Annotated in this window: 23 protein-coding genes, 1 tRNA gene and 1 riboswitch; of the genes, 7 read left to right on the top strand and 17 right to left on the bottom strand. The window is 40.6% G+C overall.

The window, feature by feature from the left end:
* Positions 1–23 precede the first annotated feature (23 nt).
* Both SY85_RS20400 and SY85_RS20395 read right to left on the bottom strand, forming a co-directional pair.
* Positions 24–1211: a trans-sulfuration enzyme family protein gene (locus tag SY85_RS20400; RefSeq protein ID WP_066407019.1), complete on the bottom strand. Its 1188-nt coding sequence runs from the start codon at positions 1209–1211 to the stop codon at positions 24–26.
* 29 nt (positions 1212–1240) lie between these two features.
* Complete coding sequence (locus SY85_RS20395) at positions 1241–2623, bottom strand: APC family permease (RefSeq protein WP_066407017.1); 1383 nt, start codon at positions 2621–2623, stop codon at positions 1241–1243.
* Positions 2624–3216: 593 nt separating this feature from the next.
* Positions 3217–3413, top strand: a riboswitch (cobalamin riboswitch).
* A gap of 101 nt (positions 3414–3514) precedes the next feature.
* Between SY85_RS20395 and SY85_RS20390 the strand changes: the two genes are divergently transcribed.
* The 5 genes from SY85_RS20390 to SY85_RS20370 all read left to right on the top strand — a co-directional run bounded on the left by SY85_RS20390 (position 3515) and on the right by SY85_RS20370 (position 7517).
* Complete coding sequence (locus SY85_RS20390) at positions 3515–5428, top strand: TonB-dependent receptor plug domain-containing protein (protein WP_158513012.1); 1914 nt, start codon at positions 3515–3517, stop codon at positions 5426–5428.
* A gap of 120 nt (positions 5429–5548) precedes the next feature.
* The gene (gene cobC, locus SY85_RS20385) at positions 5549–6151 is read left to right on the top strand and encodes an alpha-ribazole phosphatase (RefSeq protein ID WP_066407013.1); all 603 of its coding nucleotides are present in this window, start codon (positions 5549–5551) and stop codon (positions 6149–6151) included.
* Between the two features lie 40 nt (positions 6152–6191).
* The gene (locus tag SY85_RS20380) at positions 6192–6770 is read left to right on the top strand and encodes a MarC family protein (protein ID WP_066407010.1); all 579 of its coding nucleotides are present in this window, start codon (positions 6192–6194) and stop codon (positions 6768–6770) included.
* A 45-nt stretch (positions 6771–6815) separates the two neighbouring features.
* Positions 6816–6887 (top strand) — tRNA-Arg (locus SY85_RS20375).
* Between the two features lie 261 nt (positions 6888–7148).
* The gene (locus SY85_RS20370) at positions 7149–7517 is read left to right on the top strand and encodes a hypothetical protein (RefSeq protein ID WP_066407003.1); all 369 of its coding nucleotides are present in this window, start codon (positions 7149–7151) and stop codon (positions 7515–7517) included.
* Positions 7518–7588: 71 nt separating this feature from the next.
* Here the strand turns inward: SY85_RS20370 and SY85_RS20365 are convergent, their stop codons facing one another.
* Positions 7589–7849, bottom strand: a complete 261-nt coding sequence (locus tag SY85_RS20365) for a hypothetical protein (RefSeq protein WP_066406995.1) — start codon at positions 7847–7849, stop codon at positions 7589–7591.
* A gap of 326 nt (positions 7850–8175) precedes the next feature.
* Entirely contained in the window at positions 8176–9258 is a 1083-nt protein-coding gene (locus SY85_RS20360) for an AI-2E family transporter (protein ID WP_066406987.1), read from the bottom strand.
* Positions 9259–9347: 89 nt separating this feature from the next.
* Here SY85_RS20360 and trxA point away from each other — a divergent pair, with 89 nt between their 5' ends.
* A complete protein-coding gene (gene trxA, locus SY85_RS20355; RefSeq protein ID WP_066406986.1) occupies positions 9348–9644 on the top strand; it encodes a thioredoxin in 297 nt (98 codons plus the stop codon).
* Here the strand turns inward: trxA and SY85_RS20350 are convergent.
* From SY85_RS20350 to SY85_RS20310, 9 genes are all read right to left on the bottom strand, one after another.
* The gene (locus tag SY85_RS20350; RefSeq protein WP_066406985.1) at positions 9641–10792 is read right to left on the bottom strand and encodes a lycopene cyclase family protein; all 1152 of its coding nucleotides are present in this window, start codon (positions 10790–10792) and stop codon (positions 9641–9643) included. The two genes, trxA and SY85_RS20350, sit on opposite strands and share 4 nt — an antisense overlap.
* A gap of 61 nt (positions 10793–10853) precedes the next feature.
* Positions 10854–11357, bottom strand: a complete 504-nt coding sequence (locus tag SY85_RS20345) for a sterol desaturase family protein (protein WP_066406984.1) — start codon at positions 11355–11357, stop codon at positions 10854–10856.
* Between the two features lies 1 nt (position 11358).
* Positions 11359–11910 (bottom strand): isopentenyl-diphosphate Delta-isomerase, encoded by a 552-nt coding sequence (gene idi, locus SY85_RS20340; RefSeq protein WP_066406979.1) that lies wholly within the window; start codon positions 11908–11910, stop codon positions 11359–11361.
* A 1-nt stretch (position 11911) separates the two neighbouring features.
* Positions 11912–12751, bottom strand: a complete 840-nt coding sequence (locus tag SY85_RS20335; RefSeq protein ID WP_066406977.1) for a phytoene/squalene synthase family protein — start codon at positions 12749–12751, stop codon at positions 11912–11914.
* Position 12752: 1 nt separating this feature from the next.
* Positions 12753–14231, bottom strand: a complete 1479-nt coding sequence (locus SY85_RS20330) for a phytoene desaturase family protein (RefSeq protein WP_066406975.1) — start codon at positions 14229–14231, stop codon at positions 12753–12755.
* Positions 14228–14725, bottom strand: a complete 498-nt coding sequence (locus SY85_RS20325; protein ID WP_226998915.1) for an RNA polymerase sigma factor — start codon at positions 14723–14725, stop codon at positions 14228–14230. Before SY85_RS20325 ends, SY85_RS20330 begins: the two co-directional genes overlap by 4 nt.
* A gap of 422 nt (positions 14726–15147) precedes the next feature.
* Positions 15148–16020 (bottom strand): MerR family transcriptional regulator, encoded by an 873-nt coding sequence (locus SY85_RS20320; protein ID WP_066406974.1) that lies wholly within the window; start codon positions 16018–16020, stop codon positions 15148–15150.
* 259 nt (positions 16021–16279) lie between these two features.
* Complete coding sequence (locus SY85_RS20315; RefSeq protein ID WP_066406973.1) at positions 16280–17008, bottom strand: tyrosine-protein phosphatase; 729 nt, start codon at positions 17006–17008, stop codon at positions 16280–16282.
* 2 nt (positions 17009–17010) lie between these two features.
* Complete coding sequence (locus SY85_RS20310) at positions 17011–18207, bottom strand: glycosyltransferase (protein WP_066406972.1); 1197 nt, start codon at positions 18205–18207, stop codon at positions 17011–17013.
* Positions 18208–18234: 27 nt separating this feature from the next.
* Between SY85_RS20310 and SY85_RS20305 the strand changes: the two genes are divergently transcribed.
* Positions 18235–19680: a hypothetical protein gene (locus SY85_RS20305; RefSeq protein WP_066406969.1), complete on the top strand. Its 1446-nt coding sequence runs from the start codon at positions 18235–18237 to the stop codon at positions 19678–19680.
* Here the strand turns inward: SY85_RS20305 and SY85_RS20300 are convergent.
* The 4 genes from SY85_RS20300 to SY85_RS20285 form a co-directional block, all read right to left on the bottom strand.
* Positions 19641–20720: a glycosyltransferase family 4 protein gene (locus SY85_RS20300; RefSeq protein WP_066406968.1), complete on the bottom strand. Its 1080-nt coding sequence runs from the start codon at positions 20718–20720 to the stop codon at positions 19641–19643. The genes SY85_RS20305 and SY85_RS20300 overlap by 40 nt on opposite strands.
* A complete protein-coding gene (locus SY85_RS20295) occupies positions 20720–21967 on the bottom strand; it encodes a glycosyltransferase (RefSeq protein ID WP_066406967.1) in 1248 nt (415 codons plus the stop codon). Before SY85_RS20295 ends, SY85_RS20300 begins: the two co-directional genes overlap by 1 nt.
* Before the next feature lie 63 nt (positions 21968–22030).
* The gene (gene asnB / locus SY85_RS20290) at positions 22031–23935 is read right to left on the bottom strand and encodes an asparagine synthase (glutamine-hydrolyzing) (RefSeq protein WP_066406965.1); all 1905 of its coding nucleotides are present in this window, start codon (positions 23933–23935) and stop codon (positions 22031–22033) included.
* 41 nt (positions 23936–23976) lie between these two features.
* Positions 23977–26442, bottom strand: a complete 2466-nt coding sequence (locus tag SY85_RS20285) for a DUF4838 domain-containing protein (RefSeq protein ID WP_066406963.1) — start codon at positions 26440–26442, stop codon at positions 23977–23979.
* Positions 26443–26481: the final 39 nt, after the last annotated feature.

Raw genomic sequence — 26481 nt, 5'->3', positions numbered from 1 at the left:
AAAGTAAAATGGAAGCCGCTCTGTTAAATCTTATCTAACGCCTGCTCCAGGTCCTGTATCAGATAACCAGGTTCTTCCAAGCCTACATACAAGCGAATATATTGATGCTCCACTTTGTTCGGATCAAAATGAGAAGGCCGTATACCTGCACATTTGGGTAGTATCAATGACTCATGCCCTCCCCAGCTTACTGCCATTAAAATGTGTTGCAACGACTCGCAAAGGTTTGTGATCCGCTCCATAGTTCCCTCCTTTACAGTAAAGGTTAGCAGGCCACAGGCTCCCTTCATTTGTTGCTTTGCTAAACTATACTGAGGGAAAGTTTCATCTAAAGGAAACAAGATCTTGTCCACTTTAGGATGCTGCTTCAAATACGACAGTACTTGCTGTGTGCTGCGCGTGATCCGTTCAATTCGTGCTGGCAGTGTACGCAAACCACGTATCAACAGCCAGGCATTAAATGGCGCAATACCACTACCAATATTCAGGTACTCACTATCAAAGATCTTTTTCATGTGTTTGTGTGTACCGGTTAGCACACCACCCAGCGTATCGCTATGTCCGCCAATATACTTGGTAGCAGTTTGCATACACAGGTCAATGCCAAGCTCAAAAGGTTTTTGATACAACGGGGTGCAATAGCTATTATCAATCAGCGTAATGATCCCATGTTTTTTAGCTAGTGCTGCCACTTCTTGAATGGGCTGAATAGCATAGGTCCATGAGTTAGGCGACTCTAAATAGATAAAGGTTGTATTAGGTTGTAATGCCTTTTCAAACTCCTCAATCGTATAACCATCTACGTAAGTAGTGCTAACACCAAAGCGTGGTAAGATAACATCAAACGTTCGTTGCGCCCAGGTATAGGGGTGTCGTACCGAAATAATATGATCACCCGCTTTTACAAAAGGAAGCACCCCGGCAAAAATGGCCGCAGCGCCATTGGCAAACACAAGGCAATCTTCTGCCCCATCCATGGCTGCCAATTTCTTACGCAAGATATCAGTAGTAGGATTCAAGCCCCGGCTATACAAATAGCCGCTCATTTCATCTTCAAACGCTTTACGCAGATCTTCCACTTTATGAAAGGCAAAGTTGCTGGTCTGCATAATTGGCGGCGCCATGGCATTGAAATAATGCTCGCGGTCCTCGCCAAGCTCGTTGATGATGTAAGATAAATCTGAACTGGGATCTTCTGAATGAAAAGGCATGTGTTACGTGGTTGATTCGTCTTAAAAAACTATTGATTTATATGATGCTCGTACGTTTCTTTTTTTTCTAAACTCCCTTTGATCTCTTTCTTCTTAACACCCATTACCAAAAAGTAAATGAGCAAGAAGGCCGCAAATACAGCTATGGCTGTCCATGCCAGATCCGGCGTACTCACCCAGATACTGATACCGACGAATATATACGCTGCAATAAAGATCAGCGGCATTACGGGATAAATGGCCATTTTATAAATACCGGTACCATCCAGGTGACGTGTACGCTTGCGCAAAATAAAAATGGTAGCAGCCGATGTGGCCATACCAATACAATCCAGAAAAATGGTAAAGCCTAATATCTTATCAAAAGTCTTAGCGAAAAACAGCACAATAATTCCAATGGCGGCAAATGCAGTTAAGCTAATGGTGAGCACATCTTTCTGTTCATTCTTCTTCTTAAAGGCAGGAGGCAAAATACCATCCGTACTCATAGCATACATCACGCGCGGATTGCTTAACAGCAATACATTCACATAGGCCAGTACAGCAATGAACAAAAGAATAGAAGCCACATACCTACCGGTAGGACCAAACATTTGTTCGGCTACAATAGAAGCAATGCCTCTAGAGGTTTTTAAATTCTCAAAACCAATGGCTTTATAGTAAGCAAAGCTTACCGCCAGGTACAAGGTGATAATCAAGATGATACCAATAAAAATACCACGTGGAATGGTACGTCTTGGATTCTCAACTTCGTCTCCAAAATTGATGGTCTGCTGATAGCCTCCATAAGTAAACGAAACAGCAATCAAGGCCACTCCAAACGATTTGATGTAATCGCTCCAGCTATAGGTAGTCGTTACAGCAACGGCCGATGCCGGTGTATCCTTCCCAATGGTAAAGAACAAAGAGCTGATCAACAGTACCAGCATCAAGATCTTGATGATCATGAGTACATTTTGTGTCTTGGCACTCATACGCAGCCCCATTAGGTTAATACCATAAAAGATAAGAATGGGGATCATTGCAATCATTGCCTTGGTAGTAGCCGTAGGCTCCACATCAAAAATCACCTGCGAAATATATTCACTACCAATTAGGGCCACACCCGACATAGAGGCGGCATTGGAAATGAGAATGATACAGTTAATGGCAAAGGCTATGGATGGATGATAACACTCGGCAAATACCTTATAGTAACCACCTGTTACCGGAAAGCGCGACCCTATCTCGGCATAGGTCAATGCACCACACAAAGCCACCAAGCCACCGGCCACCCAGGCAAAGAAAAATACGCCCGGTGTAATAGCTGCACTGGCGGCATCAGAAGCAGTGCGGAAGATGCCCATACCGATTACCAGACCCACTACAATCATCGTCAGGTCGAACAGACCCAGTTTTGGTTTTGTACTCATGCGCTGAAGTTAGGAGAAAAGCTAGGAATTTGGAGCATTCGTCATATGTGAATACTAATAAAGGGTTTCGCACAGAGAAAAAGAGAATAGCTGCGAGCTATGAACTGTGAGAAGAAGTCCACGGTCCACAGACGACAGGCCACAGAAAGAAAGTCAATGGTCAGTAGTCAATAGTCATTGGCCAGCCGCACGCCCCCGGCCCCTAAAGGGGAGGGCCTGCGCACAGGTGTCCCGCAGATGGCGCCGATCGGCGCAGAAGGGGAACCACAGAGACAGGAAGGGACACAGAGGCTTTTAAGAAGGAATGGATTGAAGAACAAGCCCTCCACTTAAGGGGTGATTTTTTATTTACCGCCTCCATTAATAATCAATCATTATTCATTTCTAATCATTGATTATTGAGCGTTGAGCATTTCCTTTCTTGTTCCTTGTTTCTTGCCCCTTGTGCCTTTTCTCCACTTCTTCATTCATTATTCCTTGTTCCTTGTTCGATATTCTCCTCCTTTTCTCCTGTCCTCTGTGCGAAACCTTTCCCCACGCCCCTGCACCACTCTCAAACAAAAAGATTTGGCTTCATCACGTTCTTACCTATACATTTGCGCCCAGAAATTGGTTGATCCGCCTCAGGCGAATCATTAAAAGGGAAGTCCGGTGTAATTCCGGCGCTATCCCCGTAGCTGTAAACTCCTTTAGAGTTGTTGTACTACAATGTCACTGTCTGCTTCTGGCAGATGGGAAGACGAGCAACAACGGAGCAAGCCAGAAGACCTGCCACTTTCCATAAAACCATTTACGCTTTCGGGTGAAAAGCAGGAAATGTCAGGCTGCAACAGCGCTTTACACTTCTACCTTATTCTTTTCCGAAAGCAGTCACAAAGAATTTTAACCGTAATGAGAAAAGTTTTTGCTGTGGCTGCATTAATTACCAGCAGCCAACTCATGGCCCAAGCCGACACCACTGGGCACACTTTAAACGAAGTAGTAGTAACCGCTAACAAGTACCCTAACAAAACATCTTTGACAGGTAAAGTAGTTACAATTATCAGCCGTCAGGACATTGAGCGTGCAGGCGGTCGCGACCTATCACAACTGATTACAGAACAAGGCGGCATTTACATTAATGGCGCCAATAGCAACGCTGCTAAAGATAAAAGTATTTATGTCCGCGGTGGCCGTGTAGAGCACACCCTTATCACTATTGATGGTGTACCTGTTTATGATGCATCTGGTATTGGCAGCAACTTCGACATCCGCCAGATCTCCATTGACCAGGTAGAACGTGTAGAGATATTGAAAGGCAGCCAAAGCACACTCTATGGAAGCGATGCCATTGCCGGTGTGATCAACATCATCACACGCAAAAGTGGCACAAAGCCTTTCGGTGGCTATGGTGCTTTCAATTATGGAAGCTTCAACACATTGCATGCTAATGTTGGCTTGAATGGCAAGCAGAAACAATTTGATTATTCAATAGGCTACAGCTATTCTAACACAGATGGCATCTCTGAAGCAGAACAGCCAACATCAGCAACAAAAACCTTTGATAAAGACGGTTTGAAGCAGCACGCTTTTCAGGCTAACCTTCGTATACAAGCCAATAGCATACTTGTTGTAAAACCTTATGTCCGCTATTCTAAGAACAAAGGTGGTTACGATGCCGGCGGCTTTACCGATGGCGAGAACTATTTCTATACAGTAGAAAACCTGCAAGCTGGTGTCCGCAATGAATTGAAACTGGGGGCCTCCAAATTAAATGTGCTTTATAACTATAACAAGGTAGACCGTGGCTATCAGCAACCTACTACGGCCTCTTCCTATAAGGCCAATGAGCATTATGCAGAAGCCTTTGCCGTTATTCCATTTAACAAACTAACACTAACAAGTGGTATAGATTTCCGTAGCTCTAATACAGATCAAATATCAGGTTCTGTATGGGTGCCAAACTTAAGCAGCGATAGTGTACATCATAATCAATTAGGTGCTTATGCTTCGTTGAACTTTAATTCTGGAAACGGGTTCAATCTAGAAGGCGGTGGCCGATTCAATCATCACTCTGAATACGGTAGTCACTTTGCTTTTAACCTTAACCCTTCTTATTTGATACATGAACAATGGAAAGTATTTGCTAATCTTTCATCTGGTTATAAAACGCCCGGCTTATACCAATTGTTCTCCAATTATGGTAATAGATACCTTGATCCAGAAAACTCTATTACATGGGAAGGCGGCTTACAGTTCTTTACTAAAGATGAAAAAGCGAATGTCAGAGCTACATACTTTAACCGAACCATCAATGATGTGATCAACTTTGGCTTTAACAGTGCTACTATGCAATCGCAATACATAAACCAGGACAAACAAAAAGATCATGGTTTTGAGCTGGAAGCTAAGTGGAAGATTATTGAACAACTACAGGCTAAAGTAATGTACTCATATGTAGATGGCGAAGTACATACAAAAGCTGCAACTAAAGACACTACCTATTTTAACCTGTATCGCCGTCCACAGAGTCAGTTAAACATCTCTTGGGGTAGCCAATTAACAAAAGCCCTGTATATCAGTGCACAGGCAAATGCTATCGGCAAAAACAAAGACGTTACTTTCCCTCCGCCTACATATGAGCAGAAAGAATTAACGCTTGACAATTACCTATTGATCAACTTCTATGCAGAATATGCTTTGCTGAAGAACCGCTTAAAGATCTTTGCAGACCTGCGCAATCTTGGCGATGTGCATTACAATGAAATTTATGGATACAATGCCCCCGGCTTTAATGGCTACGGAGGTTTCCGGTTTAATTTCTAAACGTTAGAAAGGGAGCGAATCGCTCCCCTTCTTTTTATAAAATGTTTTTTGTTTTCAATGTATAGTTCATCAGTTTTATACTTTAGTTAACTTGGTTTGCTATTTGCCTCTCACCAAACTATGGAGATTTACCTGATACGACATACAACACCTCAGATAGATAAAGGCACCTGTTATGGGCAGGCGGATCTGGATGTTACAGACAGCTTTGATCAGGAGGCCGCCTGTATTAAGCCTTACTTATCACCACTCATTGAAAAGGTGATAAGTAGTCCACTTCAGCGTTGTAGCAAACTGGCTCAATATCTATTTCCCAGCCATACCATTCAATACGATGACCGTATAAAAGAAATCCATTGCGGTGAATGGGAATTACAGCCTTGGGATGTGATTGATAAACAACAACTGGATCCTTGGATGGCAGACTTTATAAATGTACAGATACCAGGTGGAGAAAGCTATGTGCAGCTGTACCAGCGGGTTGCATCTTTCTTTGAAGAAGTTGTTCAGAAATACTCTTCACTGGCTATAGTAGCGCATGGTGGCGTCATCCGCAGCCTCCTGGCCTATATTAATGAAGTGAAATTAAGGGACTCTTTTGGCCAGTTTTCTTTTAGTTATGGTTGTGTAATAAAGGTGCATGGAACCAACGAACAATTTCGACATACTATTTTACACAATCCAGATAGACCAAAAGAACAACACCGTCCAGCTTCGTATTAAACAAACTTTGGTATATCCTATTTTTGATGAAACTTAACCCATGGCCATAGACATCAAGCAACTCATTACCGTATCCTTTACCCTTTTTGCCATCATCGATATCATTGGTTCTGTACCAGTGCTTATCTCGCTGAAAACAAAGCTGGGTGGCATTAATGAGTTAAGAGCTACATTGATCTCTGGTGGCCTAATGATTTTATTCTTATTCATTGGTGAACCCTTTTTGAATTTATTAGGCCTGGATGTGCGCTCGTTTGCGGTAGGCGGTTCAATTGTGATCTTTATTTTGGGGCTTGAAATGGTATTGGGCATGGAGTTTTTTAAAAGCGATCCAGAAGTGAGAGCTGCGACAGTTGTACCCATAGCTTTTCCACTAATTGCTGGCTCCGGTACCCTTACTACCATCATCTCCTTAAAGGCTAACTATGAACAAACAACGGTATTATTGGCCATTTTAATAAACCTGATCATCGTCTATATTGTACTGAAATCCTTACGTATTATTGAACGGTTGCTGGGACCTGCAGGAATGATTGCTGTACGTAAATTTTTTGGCGTAGTTTTGCTCGCCATTGCGGTAAAGATCTTTGCCACTAATGCCCACGGCTTAATTAAATAATCAGCCAATTAGCTAATCATAATCATCACACTAGCTAATTTACCCGGCCTCGTAGTACAATGGATAGTATAAGAGTTTCCGAAGCTCCAGATTCAGGTTCGATTCCTGACGAGGCCACTACTTTTCTAACACATTCTCTTTCATTACTTTCTCTAGTAAAAACGCCTGTACTTGAATGTAATAAATCAGAAACTCAAAATTTATTATCAAATAGCGTAGAAATACGGTTGACACGCTAAGAGATTTACCTTATTTTTATCTCGGTTTTTCATAGGATATTGGATTTTACACGAGGCTGGATTTCTATCCGGCCTTTATTATTTATAACCCCTAGGATTAACCGTTGCAATTTTTATCTTTGGAGAAACCTCGTCCCCCATGAAAAATTTGCTAACTGTTGTATTGCTGACCATAGGCGCTTACACCGCATCTGCACAGCAAACTATTAAACTCGAAGAGCTTTCTAACCATATTGGAGATAGTGTAATTGTCCGCGGAAAAGTGTTTGGCAGCCGCTTTTTGTCAAAGTCTGAAGACGCACCTACCTTTTTAAATGTTGGAGGCGATTTTCCTAATCAGTTATTAACCTTAGTAGTTTGGGGAAAAGACCGCTCTAATTTCAAAAATGCCCCAGAAGAAGCCTATAAAGGTCAAGAAGTACAAGTTGCAGGAAAAATAGAACTCCATCGCGGCAAACCCCAAATGATATTATACCGCGACAACCAAATAGCTATTAAAGCCCAGTAAAACAGCGTAGAACCGCACATAATTTAAATGAAAAGCCCGCTACATATGTAGCGGGCTTTTCATTTAAATTATTAAGGGGCAGCGCTCAACAAGGCTGTAGGTAAACGGCCTTCGTTTAAAGTTACATCTTCAATAACCTGCGCTATTAAATCGCGGTCACTTGTACCTTCTACCAACCATTCCCCGCCCTCGTTACGGGCAGAAATGGCAGGAGGAAGAATTTCCCGACTAGGATTTTCGGCAGGATTCAATACCAGTCGGTTTTCCTGCTTAAATACTTTATAGCCAACTGGGTTTCCGTTTACAAACAACACTGTAGAAAATACATGCATACACGTAACGTTTATCACAGTATTATATAGATGAAAAATCATACCTAAGCTGTCAGTGAGGGGTGTTAAAGTAGCACAAACCAAAGGCATAAGTATATTTACCTATTTTGACTTAAATTGATTCAGTACTCTCTCAAATAGACTTATAAGACATTTCTCTTGGGGGAAAAATAGCCCCATCTTTAAAATCCAATCCTTTAAACAACCAACCAAAATCCAACTCTAGAAAACATATTTATCCAATCCTTTGAAAAAGTCCGGCAGGCGTGCCCGTCCGAAAACTGAGCCAAGATTTATGTTTTAAACATATTTACGCCTGAAACGCTTTATCCCCTCTTTGTGAGGGGATTTTTTATGTCCTTCTTTTTCCTTTTTTCCTCAGCCCCAATTAAAAAACCATAAGGCTGTAGTGATTCAATATGATCACATATAATCTTTGTCATGCCCAGTAAAGGAATGGCCATTATCATTCCAGGAATACCCCATATTAATTCACCCGCAACGATACCTCCAATTGTAAACAGTGGGTTAATACGTACTTTATCGCCTACAACCAGCGGCTCTAATATGTAACTCTGTAAAAACTGAACGACCGCATAGGTTACTACTATTCCTATTAAAACACTAGTATCACTGCCTTGAGCAACATTCATTAAAACAGCAAGCGTAGTACCGGCAAGGTTTCCTACAAATGGTACTAACTCCAGTATACCACAAAGGATAGCAAAGAAGATAGGACTCTTAGCGCCTACTATTGAAAAACCAATTCCATACATAATCCACAAACACCCAATCATCATTATCAATCCAGAAAAGTAATTCCGGGATGTTTTTTCAATTTGTTCCATTACATCCCTGGCCTGTTCTTGCTTTTCCTTTTCCACCAGTTTTAGTACAAAAGAGTAAAGGTGATTACGGTAATACAAAAACAGAAATATATAAATCAGCACTAAAAGGAAGTCGGTAAGTATACTTCCCAAAAAAGAAAAAACACCTGCTATATTTTGCCCGATACTTGAAGTTGCATCTTGTTGCTTTTTCAGCATTTGCTGCTGCTCTTCTGCAGATACGCCTAACGAAGTAGCAATAAACTGTTTTAACTGTTCTACTTTTTGTGTAATGTTTGATTCCAGCTCTGCGGCATTATTGGCTAAGTCAGTAATTTGCCAACTTATTAAGCCAATGATCCCAGCTACTACTGCTACCACCAATAGATCCGCACATACTATAGCCAATGCTTTAGGAAAATGATATTGCTCCAGCCTCTCTGTTACCGGCAACAATAACATGGATAAAATACCGGCAAATACCAGGGGCACTAAAAAAGCTCTACCATAGTACAAGGCTACTATCAAAAGAATACTGAATAAGAGCACCTGCACAGAATGAGAAAGAGAAAACCGACGCATATGGCCAACATGAAAATAATTATACCAGTAGTGTAGATTTGTAATGTTATTGACTCTGGTACACTATCTGATTGATTAAATGAAAAACAATGGCAAGCTTTGGTGAAATTATAAATGCTGACAAACCGGTTTTGGTAGACTTCTTTGCCGAATGGTGCGGCCCTTGTAAAATGATGGCCCCTATATTAAAGCAGGCAAAAGAACAATTGGGAGATGCCGTTACTATTCTAAAAGTAGATATTGACAAGAACCCTGCTGTAGCACAGCACTATCAAATTCAAGGAGTGCCAACTCTTATTTTATTTAAAAAAGGGCAGATGAAATGGCGGCAATCGGGGGTCATGCCCGCCAATACGATTGTACAAGTAGTCAATCAACACAATTAAAATGCTAGATGCTGTAAAGCCGCCTTGGTAAAAGGTAATGTAGGTAATGTACTGATGATCTTCAACTCATCCGCAAGTGTAGTTTCATTATCTAAAAAAGCAAACACTTTACTTGCTTTGTTCTTCTTAAATAATTCTGTAAAAATAGCTGCTCCCTGCAGTGTCCGCTTATGCAGAATGTTTAATAACACACTGTCGTAAAAATGAAAACGAGAGCTATCAGATGGCGCATTAAAGGGATGCCCATACTGTATTAAACTATCTACTAGCGCCCTACTCTTTTTCTGAATAAACTGGAAGGTGTATCCGCTGGATGCTTTTGTTTGTCCACCGGCAGTTCCTATGTTAACAATGTTTCCTTGTCTTTTAGAGAACTTATAATTAGTCATAGGTATTACACCATACTCTGCTTCTATTATTTGATAATCCGTAATGCCTACTTTAATAGAAATGTATTGCCGCAAGGCTGCATCATAAATTTGCGATTCTAACAGCTTATCAGAAAATAACGTGTATTCTACTAAGGCTTCTGTAGGTGAAAAAGGCAGTACATAAAAAAAGGTAGCCCCTTGTTCCTGTGAGGTCCTAAAATCCATTAACGTGCCTATAGCTGAATTAAAGACTGGCTGCTCGGTTTTAATATACCAACCTTTAAAATGTTGCAACAGCCAACACTGCCTGGCTGACAACTGCGGCTTAGTAAATAAGATGCTGTTAAATACAAATTGACTTCTTATTAATTTGTCACCAACCAGTATACCTGCCCCTTTTTCATCACTAAAAACGCTTTCAATTGGCGCTTGCAGATATTTGAAATTAGGATGCGACTTTATTTGCTGTAAGCAATAATTATAAAAGTCAATACCACGGATCAGCTTATACGTATAGGGAGCGATATCCAATGTCTTACTACATTCCTCAGCATGAAAGGTCAACTGCTGCCACTTCTTGTAAACAATCGATTCGAAAAGTCCTGTTCCTTTCTCCCAAAAACACCAAGTGCGATCATTCCGGTTTTTAGTCTGCTGATCTACAAGCAAGATCTTTTTATCAGTAAACTTTCTAGATTGAATCAGATGCACTGCCAGGCTCAACCCTGCACAGCCAGCACCAGCAATTATATAATCGTATGATTCAGATGAATTCAAGAAGACAAAAATTAATAACCGGTATTAGTAATTTAAGTTGATAAGAGTGAAAACAACCACTTCAGTCCACATCAGGAGCATAAGATACTTTCTTGCCACCTAGTTGTCTATCCTTACGCACTTTTTCCCAATATTTTTTATGCACGTAAAGCATACCAAAACTCTCGCCCTCCTGCTTATCCAAATGTTTGTGATGCATCTTGTGTGCCCAGCGAATAGCACGCACATAGGTATTACGGCTGCGTGTAAACCACTTAAACCGTTGATGTATTATTACATCATGCACCAAGAAGTAGGCTGCTCCATACGCCATAATACCAAAACCTATAGCCTGCATCCACCAGGACTGGTGTAAAGTACCAAACAAAATCAGCAGCATACTGGGTATAGCAAAAATGACAAAGAACCAATCGTTCTTTTCAAAAAAACCTGGTTCTTTTTGATGGTGATCGCGATGGAGATACCACAAAAAACCATGCATGACATACTTGTGGGTTAACCAGGTAACGCCCTCCATTAATAAAAATGTACCCACTAAAACTCCTATAAAATAGATTGCTACCATGCTACACTATTTCTTTTGGTTTGGGTTGAGCGTAATGTTGTTGCCACCATGCTTCTATTTGTGGAAACACAATGCGAAACCAGGAAGTAAACTTAGCTGGCTTCGATTGTAGAGCCGCTTGTATTTCATTCATAGACGTATAACAATAATCGGCTACTTCATCCGGATTGATCTTTACATCTCCTTCATATTCTCCCGCAAACACATGATCAAACTCGTGCTCAATCAAATGATTCTCCACTTCCGCTTTATAAGTAAATGAAAAGATCTCTGTCAAAGCCGTATCAAATCCCAACTCTTCGGTTAGCCGACGGTGTGCAGCTGCAGTAGTAGCTTCGTCAGGATAAGGATGGCTGCAACAGGTATTGCTCCACAGCAGTCCACCATGATACTTTTGTGCAGCCCGTTGTTGTAGCAGCATACGCCCATTCTTATCAAAGATGAATACACTAAAGGCACGGTGTAACACACCAAGCCTGTGCGCTTCCATCTTTTCCATGGTACCAATCGGCTGGTCTTGCTCATCTACTAGTATGACATTATTTTTCTCCATCCTAAATAAGGCGCAACCGGTTTTTTACACTAGCCCTTAGCACAATATAGGCTTTGTGATAATTAGCAATACGAATACGTTTCTGCAAAATATGTGCTGGTGCGGTGCTTTTAATCTTTCTAAAAAGCGAATAATAATACTTAAATGCCACATACACCCCAAAGCGGGCTTTAATAGGTAGCTGTAGTATACCTTGATAAGCTTGCTGAAAGTCTTTTTCAATATCCGCTTCTATCTGCAACTTTTCAACGTTGGTAAAATTATGAAAGTTACAGCCGGGAAAATACATGCGAGAAAGATCCTGGTAATCAGCTTTAATATCGCGAAGAAAATTAACCTTTTGAAACGCAGCGCCCAATGCTTGTGCAGGCATCCTCAGCTTGTTATACAAGTTATGGTTACCTTCACAGAAAACGTGTAAGCACATCAGTCCTACCACCTCTGCTGAACCGTAAATGTATTCTTCATATCCTTGCCGATCATAAGCATTTTCTTTTAGGTCGCTTTCCATGCTTTTAAAAAAGGCCTGAACCAAGTTTAAATCAATCTTATAGTGATTTACAGTTTGCTGGAAAGCATGCAAAATCGGATTTAGACTAAGCCCTCTTTCAATAGAAGCGAAAGTTTCTTGTTTACATTGCTGCAACAACAAAGCTTTATCGTGTTGGTGGAATGTATCTACTATTTCATCGGCCAAGCGTACAAAAGCATAAATATTAAATATAGGTGTTCTCAAATCGGCATGTAATAGTTTGATAGCCGAAGAAAAAGAAGTGCTATACTTGATAGTAATGGCCTTACTGCAATCATAGCTGGCTTGGTTAAAGGTTTCCACCGTCATATCATCTTTCTTTGAACAGTTTAATAACTTGTTTCGATACCACCTCACCACTAATAAGGCTTGGCGGCACACCAGGACCAGGCACAGTAAATTGACCGGTATAAAAAAGGTTCTTCACCTTTTTACTCTGGCAGGATGGTTTTAAAATGGCGGTTTGCAAAAGGGTATTGGCTAGTCCATAGGCATTGCCCTTGAACGAGTGATAATCATTTTTAAAATCAGATACGGAATAGCTTTTCTTATAAATAATATGGTTATGCAAAGATTGCCCAGTTCTCTTTTCAATACGTGTCAATACCTGATGGAAATAATGCTCACGAATAGTTTCTGTATCACCTTCTAAACCAGCGGCAATGGGAATAAGAATAAACAAATTCTCTCCTTCAGCAGGTGCTACTCGACCATCTGTTTTTGAAGTAACACTTAAATAAAACAAAGGTTCAGTAGGCCACTGCTTATTTGTATAAATCTGGCCAGCATGTTGTTCAAAAGGTACATCAAAAAAGAGATTATGATGCAACACGCCAGGCAGTTTTTTATTTAACCCTACATAGTAGATTAAACAAGAGGGAGCTAATACTTTTTTATTCCAATAGGCTTCTGTATAACTTCTGTATGGGGCAGTCAGGAGTTGACTTTCGGTAAAATGGTAATCGGCACCGCTAATGATTACATCAGTATTATAACTATCCTTATCCGTTACCAACCTCTTTGCCTTTCCTTTTTCAATAACAATTTCTTTGGCTTCTTCGTTAAACTGAAAACAAACACCCAACTCTTCTGCTAAGCGCTGCATGGCGCTAACTATGGAATACATTCCTCCTTCCGGATACCAGGTACCACCTTTAATATCAGCATAATTCATCAAGCTATACAAAGCGGGTGTATCCTTTGGCAACGCTCCTAAAAACAATACAGGAAACTCCATGAGTTGTTGCAGTTTGGGATGCTTAAAATATTTAGCTATATGCCGCTTTATAGAAGTGAACACATCCAGGCGAAATACATTTTTAATAACTTCCCAATCCATAAACTCAGAAAGTGATTGACCTGGTTTATATACTAATTGCTGTATACCAATACTGTATTTATGAGCAGCTTCTTTTAAATAAGTGTCCAGCTGCACACCACTTCCCTTTTCTATAGAATCAAACCATGCTTTTAAAGATTCATAGTTTGCGGGAATATCTGTTTGACTATTGGGCCAATACACACGATAGGAAGGATCTAAACGAGTAAGTGTATAATAATCCCTTACTCGTTTACCAAACTGTTGAAAATAGCGTTCAAATACATCGGGCATCCAGTACCAACTTGGCCCCATATCAAATGTGAAGCCCTCTGCTTTTAATTGGCGTGCGCGACCTCCAGCTGTAGCGTTCTTTTCAATAACAGTTACTTGCCAGCCTTCTTTGGCCATAAATGCAGCAGCGGACAAGCCGGCAAACCCAGCCCCTATTATGGTAACTTTTTTACTCAACGATCTACTTGTTTCTGTAATAGTTTACGGGCAAAATGAATCCGGCTTTTAATAGTTCCCAAAGGCTCATCCAAGGCCAATGCGATCTCATTATACTTATACCCTTGCAGGTATAAAACACAAGCGTTTTTAAAGATAATAGGTAAGTTGTGAATAGCAGAATGGATTTCCTTTAATCTTACGTTTCTCTCTGCATTTAATGAATAGCTGTTTTGGTGTTCTACATATCGTAAAGTATCAATGATTTGATGTTTACGCTCATTGCGGCGATAATCATTAATAAAAATATTACGCATGATTGTACAAAGCCAAGCCCTGATATTAGTACCCGGTTGGTATTTGTCTTTATGAGCAATGGCTTTAAACAGTGTTTCCTGGTACAGATCCTGCGCCGCTTCATGGTCCCTCGTCAGGGTAATGGCAAAGGGTTTTAGCCCGTCTGCATTAGCTACCACTATGGTATTAAACTCCTGCGTACTCATATTGTTTAACATTTTACAAGATAAAGTTAAACAGTTTTGTTTAACAAATAAAATATTTATTTAAACAAAAAAGCCATCATAGCATTGGCTCAACTATTATTCAGTCCTTAGTTATTCTTAGAAAATGAGCATACAGGCTACCTATAAATAAGGCTTGATACAAGAAAATTAGAAAAGGCAGCAGGCTTGTAAATCCCCTATACTCATCTCATTTTTCAGCAATATCCCGTATATAACCTGTATATAAGCCGTATATAAACCGCCTATAAGCTGCCCCTATAAAGAGACGGCTTATATACGGCTTAATAGAATGATTTAGATGTATTAATAAAGATTAGTACAACAATATGACCGAGAGGAATTAGGTAGCCATACGTGGTTTGCCACCCTTTATATCAGCTAAACGCAAGAATAAAGACACTATCAGGCAGTCATTACAGAGAAGATATATAAGTAATAGCTTGAGACAACGTATGCAGCGGTAGTAACTGCCCATTTATGCCTGGAAAACTCTCGGCAATATGGCCAGAAAGCACTACTTTACTAGACGAATTGGAAGCCGCTAGGCCTTTCAGGTATTTTTGGAAACTGGCCTTTGAAGGAGATGACGTTAAATGAAGATATATATGATCTGGCTGTTTTAGACTAATTACATATTGCGCATCTTTTAAGGGCACATTGGCGCCTAAATAGATAACCGGCAAACCTCTTTGCTTGAGCAGGTAATAAACGAACAAAAGCCCTAACTCATGATGCTCATCTTCTGGTAACAACAATAGCAACAATGGCTTTTGCTGCTCAGGGAATGGCAATCCTTCAATAGCTACCACCAGCTTCTGACGAATTATGTTAGAAACAATATGTTCATGAGCCGGGTTGATATGGCCTGTTTGCCAAAGAATTCCAATCTTTTCCAAAAACGAGAAAATGATGGTTTTAATAGTGGCTTCAATGCCCACCCGTTGAATACAATCATTCAAGAGTGTTTCATACCCATAAATATCCAGATCTATCATTGCACTAATCAGCTCATTCACTAAATATTCATTCTGCGCTTCTTCAGAAGATAAATTAATCACTTCCTTGTTGCGCTGCTCGGGCGGCATGGTATCAATACGGGAGATCTTATATCCATGTTTGTTGAGTAGGGCAACTGTAAGGATGGTTTTGAGCTCCTCATTACTATAGGTGCGTATGTTGGTAGAAGTACGCGTAGGCTTTAAAAAATGGTAACGTTGCTCCCAAATACGAATGGTGTGGGCTTTGATACCCGACAATGTCTCCAATTCTTTAATTGTAAATCCCATCAGCTAATAATGACAAACAAAATAAAAAAAAGTTGAGAGAACTAGGATTTATAGATTAATGAAGATGAGTAGGAAAATTTGCAGCTTACCGGTTCACAGGTTTATTTGTTGATAAATAAGAGGCAAATGATTAAAATTTAAGGAGAGGAAACTACAAAGATGGGAAAGCGCTAGGAAGCATAAAGAACACTAAACCACATTGTGTTATTCTCTGAACTTCATGCACTATCTATCTATTCTAAAATCTACCGATCTGCGGTTACAGGCTGGTATTTTTAAGATTGGCGTCTTTTAAAATGGAATATAATGGAGAAGAGGAAAGGGTTTTTAATTTTTCAATATGGCGGGGCCCATGTAAGTCAGTTCCCGCATAGTCATATAGGCCATTCTTAAGTAAGTATTCCGCTAATTCCCGCACATGTACGCCATAGTGCCCGGTTAGCGAAAGCAAATTCAGCTGTAGGTGCGCGCCAGCGTGCTTCAATTCTTCAAAAAACTCCAGCCGGCTGCGCAGGTATACATAACGCTCCGGGTGTGCAATGATGGGCTGGTAGTGCTGTAGCTGCATTTCAAACAGTACGTCCTGCAGATCCAAAGGAGCAGTAATCATAGAGAACTCTACCAACACTAAGTTGTCTTTAAGTGTTAATAAAGGTATTTTTTCACTAAGCTGTTCCTGAAACTGTTCGTCGATAAAGTATTCAGCGGCGGCATGTATATCAATATTGATCTTCTGGGCAGCAAGCTCCTGTTTCACTTCAGCAAGGCCACTTTGAATTATTTCAGGCGTGTTAGGATAAAGTCCGGATAAAATATGAGGTGTGGTGATAAGCTTGCGATAGCCCAATTGCTGCAAATCTTTAATAAGCGCAATACTGCTGGCCATATCCGGAGAGCCGTCGTCAATACCAGGAATTAGATGCGAATGCATATCCACACCTAACCAAGAAAGATCAACCGGCTCAGTTTTCTTTTTCCAGAAAAACATATCTATCCCTTTTTCTTTTCAAGCAGTTCATTGTAAAGCGCCGACATATCGCGCATCAGTCGCTGGTAACTAAATCGCTGCATTACATGCGCGCGACTGTTAGCACCTAGGCGTAAACGGAGTGCATCGTCGTTTACCAACTGTAACAAGTGCTGCGCAAAGGTAGCCTCATCTTGCACATCGGCTAGCAGGCCGGTTTCACCCTCAAGCAAAATATCACTGATTCCTCCTACTCGAGTAGAGACAATGGGTTTATTGGCAGCCTGTGCTTCTATCAAACTTACGGGGGTACCTTCATTAAAAGAAGTTAAAGTAACAATATCCACACCTGCCATAATGTAATCTACATCGCTCCGCCAGGATGTAAATACTAATGAATTAACGTGATTGGTATCTTTTTCAGTACTGTAGGCAATCCCAAGTTGCTTTGCCAGCGTTTCTAAGGAATGGCGGGTTTCTCCATCACCAATAATAAATGCCTTTACCTTTTTGGATGTATTATTCAATAGATGCTTGAGCGCATGCAAGAAAAGGATATGATTCTTAACCGGCACCAGGCGACCGATAATACCAATAGCAATTTCATCATCAGCCAAACCAAAGGCTTTACGGAACTGTTTTCGTTTTTCTTCCTGGTTGGTTTGAAATTTGTCCAGATCCAGGCCTAGCGGTATAACACGAAACTTTTCCTTAGGCGCTATCCGGAACTCTTCGGTTAGCTCTTTATGCTGCTGATTACTAATGGCAATAATAGCATCACTCTTTCGGGCTAAGAATCGCTCTGTCTGGATAAAGAAGTTAGACTTTAAGGAATTAAAGTAAGAATGGAATACGTGGCCATGAAAGGTATGTACAATTACTGGCACCTTGACCGCCGAAGCTGCCAATCGCCCGATAGCGCCGGGCTTAGCGGCATGGGTATGTACGATATCCGGCTTATAGTCCTTTATTAGCTTCTTGAGCTTTTGATAGGCCACATAGTCAGAAGTGGGGTTAATTGACCGACCCATTCCTTCAATGGTCACACATTCAATCCCTAAAGCTTCAGTAAGATGATCAGCACTTTTTTCATGACTTTCCCGCTCTCCAACCACCAAAATGGTTTCAAATTCAGGAGCCAGGTACTTTGTCAGGTACGTTGCATTCAGCACGGGGCCGCCTACGGCCAGTCGATTTAATATGCGTAAAACTCTGGGCATTTTGTTAAGGATAGCGAAAATAAGGGAATGAAAGAAAGTAAAATCAAATATCAGCGGCACGAAAACGTTATTTTCGCCTTTGAAGAAATCAAGCCTGTGCAGTATTTAACTATCTGGGACTTCCTACTTACACCAATTTACTTTCTGATACTAACAGCCATTGCCAAGCGGATGCGCGATAAGCGTTATCCCTTGGGCCATCCATTACGGGAATATTTCATGAAAGGATTGTATGTAAAATTTGGCGGAGCCATCTTTATTGCACTGGTCTATCAATACTACTATGGCGGCGGAGATACATTTAATTACTTTACGCATACCAAGATCATTAATTCTTCTTTACAGGATTCATTTACCACCTGGTTTAAATTGATAACAAGACAATCAGTTGAAACCAATCCAGAACTTTATCCCTACGTCTCTCAAATGGAATGGTATAGAGATCCTGCCTCTTATTCAGTTGCAGCCATAGCAGCTGTTTTTGGCTTGTTTACCGGCACTACTTATTTGCCCATAGCCCTCTTCTTTGCCTTTTTCTCTTTTACAGGTGTTTGGGCCATGTATAGAACCTTTGCCAATTTATACCCTAAGATCTATAAAGAGCTAGCCATAGCCTTCCTTTTTATTCCCAGCACCTTTGTGTGGGGATCGGCGATATTCAAAGACACCGTATGTATGTTTGGCTTAGGCTGGCTAACATATACCACTTTTAGAATTTTTATTTACGCAGATTTTTCAGTCAAAAATGTAACGCTTTTGATCCTTAGTTTCTTTTCCATCTTTTTGATCAAAATCTACATTCTTCTTGGCTTTATGCCCGCCCTTTCTATTTGGCTACTAACCATCTATTCTTCCAGGATACAATCAACGGCTTTACGTTTCCTTACCAGGATTGCTTTTATTGGGATTGCCATTGTGGGCTTTCTTTTCTTTACCCGGCTATTTGCCCAAGAGCTGCAACGATATTCTTTGGACAACATTGCTAAAACAGCAGAAACTACTCGCCAATGGATCTATTATGTATCAGGGCGAGATGAAGGTTCTGCTTATGATTTAGGAGAGTTTGATCCCAGTATAGGTGGTATGATAAAGAAGTTTCCCCAAGCTGTTGTGGTAACCTTGTTCCGTCCCTTTCCTTGGGAAGCACGAAAGGTGATTGTATTTCTTTCAGCCATAGAAGCTGTACTATTCGCTTACTTTACATTTAAAGCTTTCCGGAAGAGAGGAGTATTAAATACTTTTAAACTAATAGCCAAAGACCCTAATCTCTTATTCTGCCTTATCTTCTCACTAATCTTTGCGTTTGCGGTGGGCATATCATCTTATAACTTCGGTTCTCTTTCGCGTTATAAAATTCCTTGTTTACCCTTTTATGGCGCCTTTTTAATGATCATTTTAAATTATGATAAGCTAGCTCAAAGAAATCCTATACCTCAATTGAAAAGGTCAACGAAAGCCCCGGCATTAGCCTGAATACTGAATTGTGCCTTAATTTTTGCTTGTCCTTTTGTCCCTAATAAGCGTCTTTTTTCTACATCCTGAATTAAGAGGGCGATTGTGTTATACCATTCTTCTTTTGTGTTACAGAGAAATCCATTTTGCCCCTCATCGATAATTTGCTTATTTACACCAATGGGACTTGCTACAGCTGGTATACCCAATGCCATGTATTGAATCAATTTAAATCCACACTTGCCTTCACACCATGGATCTGCCTCTAATGGCATTACCCCTATGTTCATTTGCAGCAGATCTTCAACCTCTGTAGCTTCCTGCCAAGGGATAAAGCGTAAGTTCTTTATTGTGAACTGTGGTGCTTTATTTGAAATGATGAGTATATCAACATTAAATTCTTCCGTTATCCTGGATAATACTTCTATTATCTCATCTAAGAACTTCATTGTAGAATGGCTACCTGTCCACCCAATTACAACCCTTTCGGTCTGCTGTTCTTTTAATTGATTATGTTGATTTACTGTATCTACGCATGTAGGAATAAGAACAACATTCTTGTTGTATTGCTTTGCAAATTGGCATAAGTAGTCATTTCCTCCTACAACCTTGTAAGACCATTTGCAGATATACTTTACTTTCCAAAAGGCCTTTACCCAATTAACTATTTTATTCTCTTGTGTTGTATTAGGAATCCAAATGGCGTCGTCAAAATCATAAATAATTTTCTTACGCCATAGCTTACTGACAATAAATTCTACTATAGGAGGGCCAATAGGAGTGGCTTCGCGGTGAATAAAAATATAATCGTATTGTGGCACTATAAATACAACATCCTTTATCCTTTTAATAAAGCCTTTCACAACCCCCCATACTTTTTGCAGTGGAGAACCCGATTTATAAAGCACCTCCCATGTGGCTTCGTCCATAAATGGCCTAAGCCGGTAATTAACACCCTGTTGTTTCAGTATAGGCAAAAATAACTCCACTCGAAATCGTTGAGAGGGCGCCCGATGTAAGGGATAGGGCACTAAAAATAAAACGCGTTTCTTTTCTGGCATTAGCTATAATTAGTTGGAGCCTTTGGGTTTTCCAATATAGTTCGATACAATTGTAGGTATTTTTCTGACCCTGCCTCTAAATCAAACAGCTGTTGTGCGCTGGCTCGTATAGTGGCTTTACTCACTTCCTGAAGACGTTCGTATTGTTCAACACCATTGACCAACTCTTCACGATCAAATTTGTTTATTAAAATACCTGTTTGGGTGGCGTGAATGATATTTCCGGTATCGCCAATATCGTTACAAACAACAGGAATGCCCATACCCATCAATTCGGCATGCTTGGTAGGAGAAGATGCCTTTTTAGAAAAAGTGGGGCGGATAAAGAATACACTGCTTTCACACATTCCTAAATAGGCTGGCAATTGTTGCCGGGTAGAATAAGTTACAAAAAGCTTTTCTGGCAAAACGCCACTTCTTTCTGCTTCTTGTTTTACAATTTCCGGATCATCTTTTGTAAGTACCAGCATTACATACTCCGGATACTTTGCAGACAGTAAGGCAAAGAAATCAAACATTTCCTTTGTCATATACCACCCTCCTACAGATCCCAAATAAGTGATCACCTTAGCCTGAGCCGGAATACCTAAATGCGCTTTTTGCTTGTTCACCTCCTCTTCTGACACTGCCTGGTAATTAAAATGCTGCAAATCAGCGCAACAGGGAATAACTGATATAGATAGATTCCGGTATGCTTTCTGACCAAGTATATACTCCTTACCAGCCTGGGTCAATGATACGATACCATCTGCCTTTAGTAAAAACTCAGCTTCTTTCTTTTTATAGTGTTGGTAAATGTACTTATACAAAGGTTTCTTAAGATTCCACTGCCCGTTGTCTACTTTTTCATCAGCCCAGAAACCCCGCATGTCAAATAAAAACTTCACACCAAACCGTTGTTTCAAACGCAAGCCCATTTCTGCGGCTATATAACTCCGGCAGTGCGTTAAATCGAACTTGTGCTTTTTATGTAATGAAAGCACCGTTTGCCACATTTGATGCCGGTCATACATTTTGGAGAGTATGGGAGGATTGGCCGTAAAGAAAAGAGGTGCCCAATTGATTCCATAACTTTCAGTTATTGATTTGATCAATGCACCTTCTTTTTGATACCGGGCCTTTTTCTCAAAGCTCAAGATGGTAAACTGATAGCCTTGCTGAGACAAATGTCGCAAGTAAGGCAAAATCTGCGATTGACCTAAGGGGTCAGTGAGGCCATCATAGGTAATGTATAGTACTTTTTTCAAAAAAGAGTCGATAGTTATTATGTAAAAAATCAGTATTACTGGCTATGCATTCAAGCATTCTTACTAGGCCATCCACTTTTCATACCACATCTGAAACATCAACAGGTGCCAGATCTTCAGGTATTTTTCGGTGCGGCCGCTAAAGAATTCATCTGTTAGCTTTTTAACCTGTGAAATGTTGAACAGGTTGTGTTCATTTAGCTTTGCTTCACTCAGATAATATTGAACCAACTCTTTTAATTCATTAGTCAGCCATGACTCTACCGGTATAGCAAAGCCCATTTTAGGACGTTCCATTACCTCTTGAGGTATATATTTATGGACTATCTGTTTTAGTATGTATTTTTTCTGACCCTGGTGGTATTTATAATCTGATGGAAGTTGTGCGGCCCACTCAATTATGTGTTGGTCCAGAAAAGGCTCCCTGCCTTCTAAACTGGTTGACATTGTAGCCCGATCTACCTTCTGCAAAATATCATCTACCATATAGGTTTGATAGTCGATAGCCATCATATATGATAATGGATCACTAAACAATGGTTTCAGCTCGGTGCTGTCGTGCGCTGTCTGTAATTCCTGTACACGTAGTTGAAAAATTGCTTCTATATCTTTTTGTGAGAATACATGGCTTAAATTTTTCAGGAGTTGCGAGGTGGAAGGATCATTCAACAAGTTTTTTAGCTTATCGTAGCGACTGTGAAAATTCCGTTTGTTGCGTAGATAAGGTAAGCTTTCAGAAGAAATACTTTCCATAGCCGCTGCAGCCAGCTTACGGAAGGGTTTTGGAATGGACTGTAAACGCTGCCCATAACGGCTTATATAATCATAGCGGTTGTACCCTGCAAATATTTCATCACCGGCATCTGCCGATAACGCAACTGTCACCTTTTTACGGGCCATCCGGCTCACTAAGATCGTAGGAATGGCACTGCTATCAGCAAAGGGTTCGTCATAATAAAAAGGCAACTCGGGAATGATCTCCAAAGCCTCCTGGTGGGTACAATAATATTCTGTGTGGTCGGTCCCTAATCGGTTTGCTATTTCTTTGGCAAATGGGGCTTCATTCAAATGATCAGCAGTTGATCCAATAGTGAAGGTTTTGATCTTTTCCGTGCTGTTTTTTTGCAGCAAAGCTGTTACACATGAACTATCGTAGCCCCCGCTTAAGAACACACCTACCGGCACATCTGCCACCATGCGTAGTTGAAATGCCTCCTGCAAAATCTTTTCTGTTTCTTCAATAGCCGTTGGAAGGTCAATGGTTAGCTTCGGCTTGTTATAATAATCATAGACATTCCAGTATTGTTGAATGGCTATTTTCTTTTGTGTAAGATCCAACCGTAAGAGATGTCCTGGCGCTAACTTATAGGTATCCTGATAAATACAATGCGGATAAGAAACATAACCATACTGCAAGAAGGAAGCTACAGCATCACGATTAATTTCCTTTTTAAAATGCGGGTGCGCTACAATAGACTTCAACTCAGAGCCAAAAAGGAACAACCCGTCTTTCCAATAATAATGGACAGGCTTAACCCCCGCTCTGTCTCGGATAAAGATTATTTCATTTTTAGTTTCATCATAAATAGCAATGGCAAACATACCCCGCCATTGTGCTATTCCATTTTCACCCCATTCCTTCCAGCTATGTAATATCACCTCTGTATCTGAATGCGTTGAAAAAACATGCCCCAGTTCAATCAGCCGGTCCCGGATTTCGTTATAATTATAAATCTCTCCATTAAATACAAGGTGCAGGCCCTCATAATGCATGGGTTGATTAGCCGAAGTACTCAGGTCTATGATTGACAAGCGACGGTGCCCCAAGCCAATTTGAGCGGTTGGCGCCTGTGCCAGGTAAACTCCTTGGCCGTCTGGGCCGCGATGGGGTACAGCGCAAGACATACGCGCTAGAATTTCTTCACTGCTATTATTTCTGAAATCAACAAATCCGGCTATCCCGCACATAATTTTGGAAATTAAGGTCAAATATACTGCACGTAGCGGTACTATTTGGAACCTTGCCGTACGATAAAACCAGGGTGCAGGAAAAACAAACCAGGAATCGCATAAAACTGCAAAAACTTATACTGGCTTTCATTTATAGAGAACCAGCGATCGCCAGTAGACGCTCCTACTTTAATACGGTACAGGTGCTGCTTATTTACAGCATCAATTTTTAAAGGCTTGCCTGCTGCATCCTGAAATGAAGGCTGCTGGTTATTGTTATTACTGAAATAAATGTAGCTCACATCTGAAGGCACATAAAACCACAACCGGCCCATGACGGCATGAACCGGAATGTTTTTAAATGACACCCATTGATCTAGTTGGAATTGCATTCGAATCCAGTTACTGTTTTTAACTACCAGCCTAAACGATTTGGAAGCAGGTAATTTGATCTGAAGTTGTTTCCAGTTGCGGTCAATTGAGACGCTCTGCTCAAAAACCTTTTTGTTGCTTGGTGTATCCAGACACTGTATGGTGGCAGTTTGTTGCTGATTATTCTGAGATCCGTCGTTTACTTTTATACTAAATGTAAAATACCCGTCTTTACTGGCCCTGACGTAAGTTTCCGGAATGTCTAAAAGCATCATTTCCTGAGAGTTCCCGGCAGCACCTGGCTTTACTATAAAATTTTCAGTCCTGCCTTTGCTTTCATAAACAAAATCCTCCAATAAAGGATATGATTGGCGATCTTTTATGAACGTTTCGCTCATATCATTACTAGTTATAGATCGTATATCTTTTAACTTATTAGTAGCAGCTCCCTGCAATTGCCATTCGTTTCGAATGGTATTATTTGGCGCTTTTGTGTTAAACAATTGTGCAAGCCTTGTGGTATGCACAATGGCCGTAGGATAAATTTGCCACGTATAGCTGACAAGTTCTTCCCATGTCTTGTCCCTGCTTTCTGGGGTAGCGGCCTGCCATTGATAATAAACTATCAAATAATGCAAGTAGGCCTGAAGCAATTGGATCCTTTCATTCACCTTATCATTTTTACTAATTATACTAGCCTGCTCTAATTGATTTAACAAGTAGGGCAGATCTGCAGCTCCTTGAAAACTGCCATTGATCTTTTCGTAAAATGCTCTTACCTGCGAAGCGGCCTGCCCAAACATGTTTTTATAAAAGCCGTTCTGTATAGGGTTTACTTGCTCATTCATATTCCAACCCAACCGGCTCATAAAGTACAATCCCAATCCTGTACTGCCTATACTGTACGAAGACTCTAACATAAATCCTTTAATCGCAAACCTTTTCCAATCTTTTATCTTATTCACCAAACCAGCAGGTGACCATCCCGCTGTTAATGGTGTATCATAGTGCCAGTCCGGTATGCCATAATAATCATAGAGAAATAAGTTCTGGCACTTTTTTCTCCAATCAGTAATCAGTTGTTCTGGAGTACTGATCTTTTGAAAAGCATAGGGTATGATTTGGACAATGACATTAGGCTCCAGTGTAAAAGCAGGTGGTGCGGCATGGGTATTGTAACCATAAAGATTTACGTATGCAAAAGGCGAAATTTTTGCAACCGCCTTTGCAGCTTCGTTGGCCAGAAAAAAGTATCGATCACTCACCGATCCCAGCCTTTTACAATCCTCGCATTCACAATCGCCATAGCCATCTGCAGGTTCTACTGAAATGGTGGTGATTTCATTGCTGTATTTAACCTGTTGCAGCTTTTTTTTCAACTCCTCTATACGATCGGCAATAAATAAATCTCTAAACGCTTTATTGCTTATGTTCCACTTGGCCGTTGTACTCCATTGACGCTTCCCACTCACTAATGCCAGATACTCTGGATGGGCCTCCAATTCTTTACGATACTTTAAATTAAAGGCCTCTCCATAATGCCCAGCCAATACCAGCTGTCCACCTAGTCTGTTTCGACGTTTCCATTCTTCCCATTTCCCAGACAGCGAGCCATTAGGGTCCACTGCTTTTATAGGCACGATGCCGCCTGTACCGAAAAAATCGCGTATCAAAAAAGAAGGTGATATGTATTGTGTTTTGGAAAAAGTTATTTGCGAGAGCGAGGGAACGGATGTCCATTCATCACCAGGGAAATACCATTTAACTCCTAGCCAATCCAAATAGGTATAGATAGCCCTGGATAAACCTTTGGGATGATTGGCTACAACTACCAATTTTTCTTTATCACCCATTAAAACAAAATCTTCAACAGAACCCTTTTTTAACCTTTCAAAAAGAGTAGTAGAGATGATGCCGGGCTGATTCAATAAAATGTAAATGCCTTTGTTAATCTGCTTATCAAATAGCTGCGTGGTAAAATCCTTGTTCGTTGCCTTTTGCAAATAAAATTTTAGATCCGCCAACGATTGCTGAAACAATCCATCATCCAGCTGATCGGCATAAATACTTTGAGAATAAAAAGGCGACGTATTAGCTGCTTTAGAATTAAAGAACAGGGCTACCAACAGAATAAACCAATATCTAATACGCATTTCTTAAAAGTTCAAAATAGCAACCTGATAATGTAAGTA

The organism is Flavisolibacter tropicus, assembly GCF_001644645.1.
Taxonomy (GTDB): domain Bacteria; phylum Bacteroidota; class Bacteroidia; order Chitinophagales; family Chitinophagaceae; genus Flavisolibacter; species Flavisolibacter tropicus.
The sequence above is the reverse complement of the archived record's forward strand: the minus strand, read 5'-3'. Positions and strand labels throughout refer to the sequence as shown.

What these genes read in the sequence shown, in the direction of transcription:
- SY85_RS20400 (WP_066407019.1), bottom strand. Translation starts at nt 1,211, where the DNA reads ATGCCTTTTCATTCAGAAGATCCCAGTTCAGATTTATCTTACATCATC.
- SY85_RS20395 (WP_066407017.1), bottom strand. Translation starts at nt 2,623, where the DNA reads ATGAGTACAAAACCAAAACTGGGTCTGTTCGACCTGACGATGATTGTA.
- SY85_RS20390 (WP_158513012.1), top strand. Translation starts at nt 3,515, where the DNA reads ATGAGAAAAGTTTTTGCTGTGGCTGCATTAATTACCAGCAGCCAACTC.
- cobC (WP_066407013.1), top strand. Translation starts at nt 5,549, where the DNA reads ATGGAGATTTACCTGATACGACATACAACACCTCAGATAGATAAAGGC.
- SY85_RS20380 (WP_066407010.1), top strand. Translation starts at nt 6,192, where the DNA reads ATGGCCATAGACATCAAGCAACTCATTACCGTATCCTTTACCCTTTTT.
- SY85_RS20370 (WP_066407003.1), top strand. Translation starts at nt 7,149, where the DNA reads ATGAAAAATTTGCTAACTGTTGTATTGCTGACCATAGGCGCTTACACC.
- SY85_RS20365 (WP_066406995.1), bottom strand. Translation starts at nt 7,849, where the DNA reads ATGCATGTATTTTCTACAGTGTTGTTTGTAAACGGAAACCCAGTTGGC.
- SY85_RS20360 (WP_066406987.1), bottom strand. Translation starts at nt 9,258, where the DNA reads ATGCGTCGGTTTTCTCTTTCTCATTCTGTGCAGGTGCTCTTATTCAGT.
- trxA (WP_066406986.1), top strand. Translation starts at nt 9,348, where the DNA reads ATGGCAAGCTTTGGTGAAATTATAAATGCTGACAAACCGGTTTTGGTA.
- SY85_RS20345 (WP_066406984.1), bottom strand. Translation starts at nt 11,357, where the DNA reads ATGGTAGCAATCTATTTTATAGGAGTTTTAGTGGGTACATTTTTATTA.
- idi (WP_066406979.1), bottom strand. Translation starts at nt 11,910, where the DNA reads ATGGAGAAAAATAATGTCATACTAGTAGATGAGCAAGACCAGCCGATT.
- SY85_RS20335 (WP_066406977.1), bottom strand. Translation starts at nt 12,751, where the DNA reads ATGACGGTGGAAACCTTTAACCAAGCCAGCTATGATTGCAGTAAGGCC.
- SY85_RS20325 (WP_226998915.1), bottom strand. Translation starts at nt 14,725, where the DNA reads ATGTTAAACAATATGAGTACGCAGGAGTTTAATACCATAGTGGTAGCT.
- SY85_RS20320 (WP_066406974.1), bottom strand. Translation starts at nt 16,020, where the DNA reads ATGGGATTTACAATTAAAGAATTGGAGACATTGTCGGGTATCAAAGCC.
- SY85_RS20315 (WP_066406973.1), bottom strand. Translation starts at nt 17,008, where the DNA reads ATGTTTTTCTGGAAAAAGAAAACTGAGCCGGTTGATCTTTCTTGGTTA.
- SY85_RS20310 (WP_066406972.1), bottom strand. Translation starts at nt 18,207, where the DNA reads ATGCCCAGAGTTTTACGCATATTAAATCGACTGGCCGTAGGCGGCCCC.
- SY85_RS20305 (WP_066406969.1), top strand. Translation starts at nt 18,235, where the DNA reads ATGAAAGAAAGTAAAATCAAATATCAGCGGCACGAAAACGTTATTTTC.
- SY85_RS20300 (WP_066406968.1), bottom strand. Translation starts at nt 20,720, where the DNA reads ATGCCAGAAAAGAAACGCGTTTTATTTTTAGTGCCCTATCCCTTACAT.
- asnB (WP_066406965.1), bottom strand. Translation starts at nt 23,935, where the DNA reads ATGTGCGGGATAGCCGGATTTGTTGATTTCAGAAATAATAGCAGTGAA.
- SY85_RS20285 (WP_066406963.1), bottom strand. Translation starts at nt 26,442, where the DNA reads ATGCGTATTAGATATTGGTTTATTCTGTTGGTAGCCCTGTTCTTTAAT.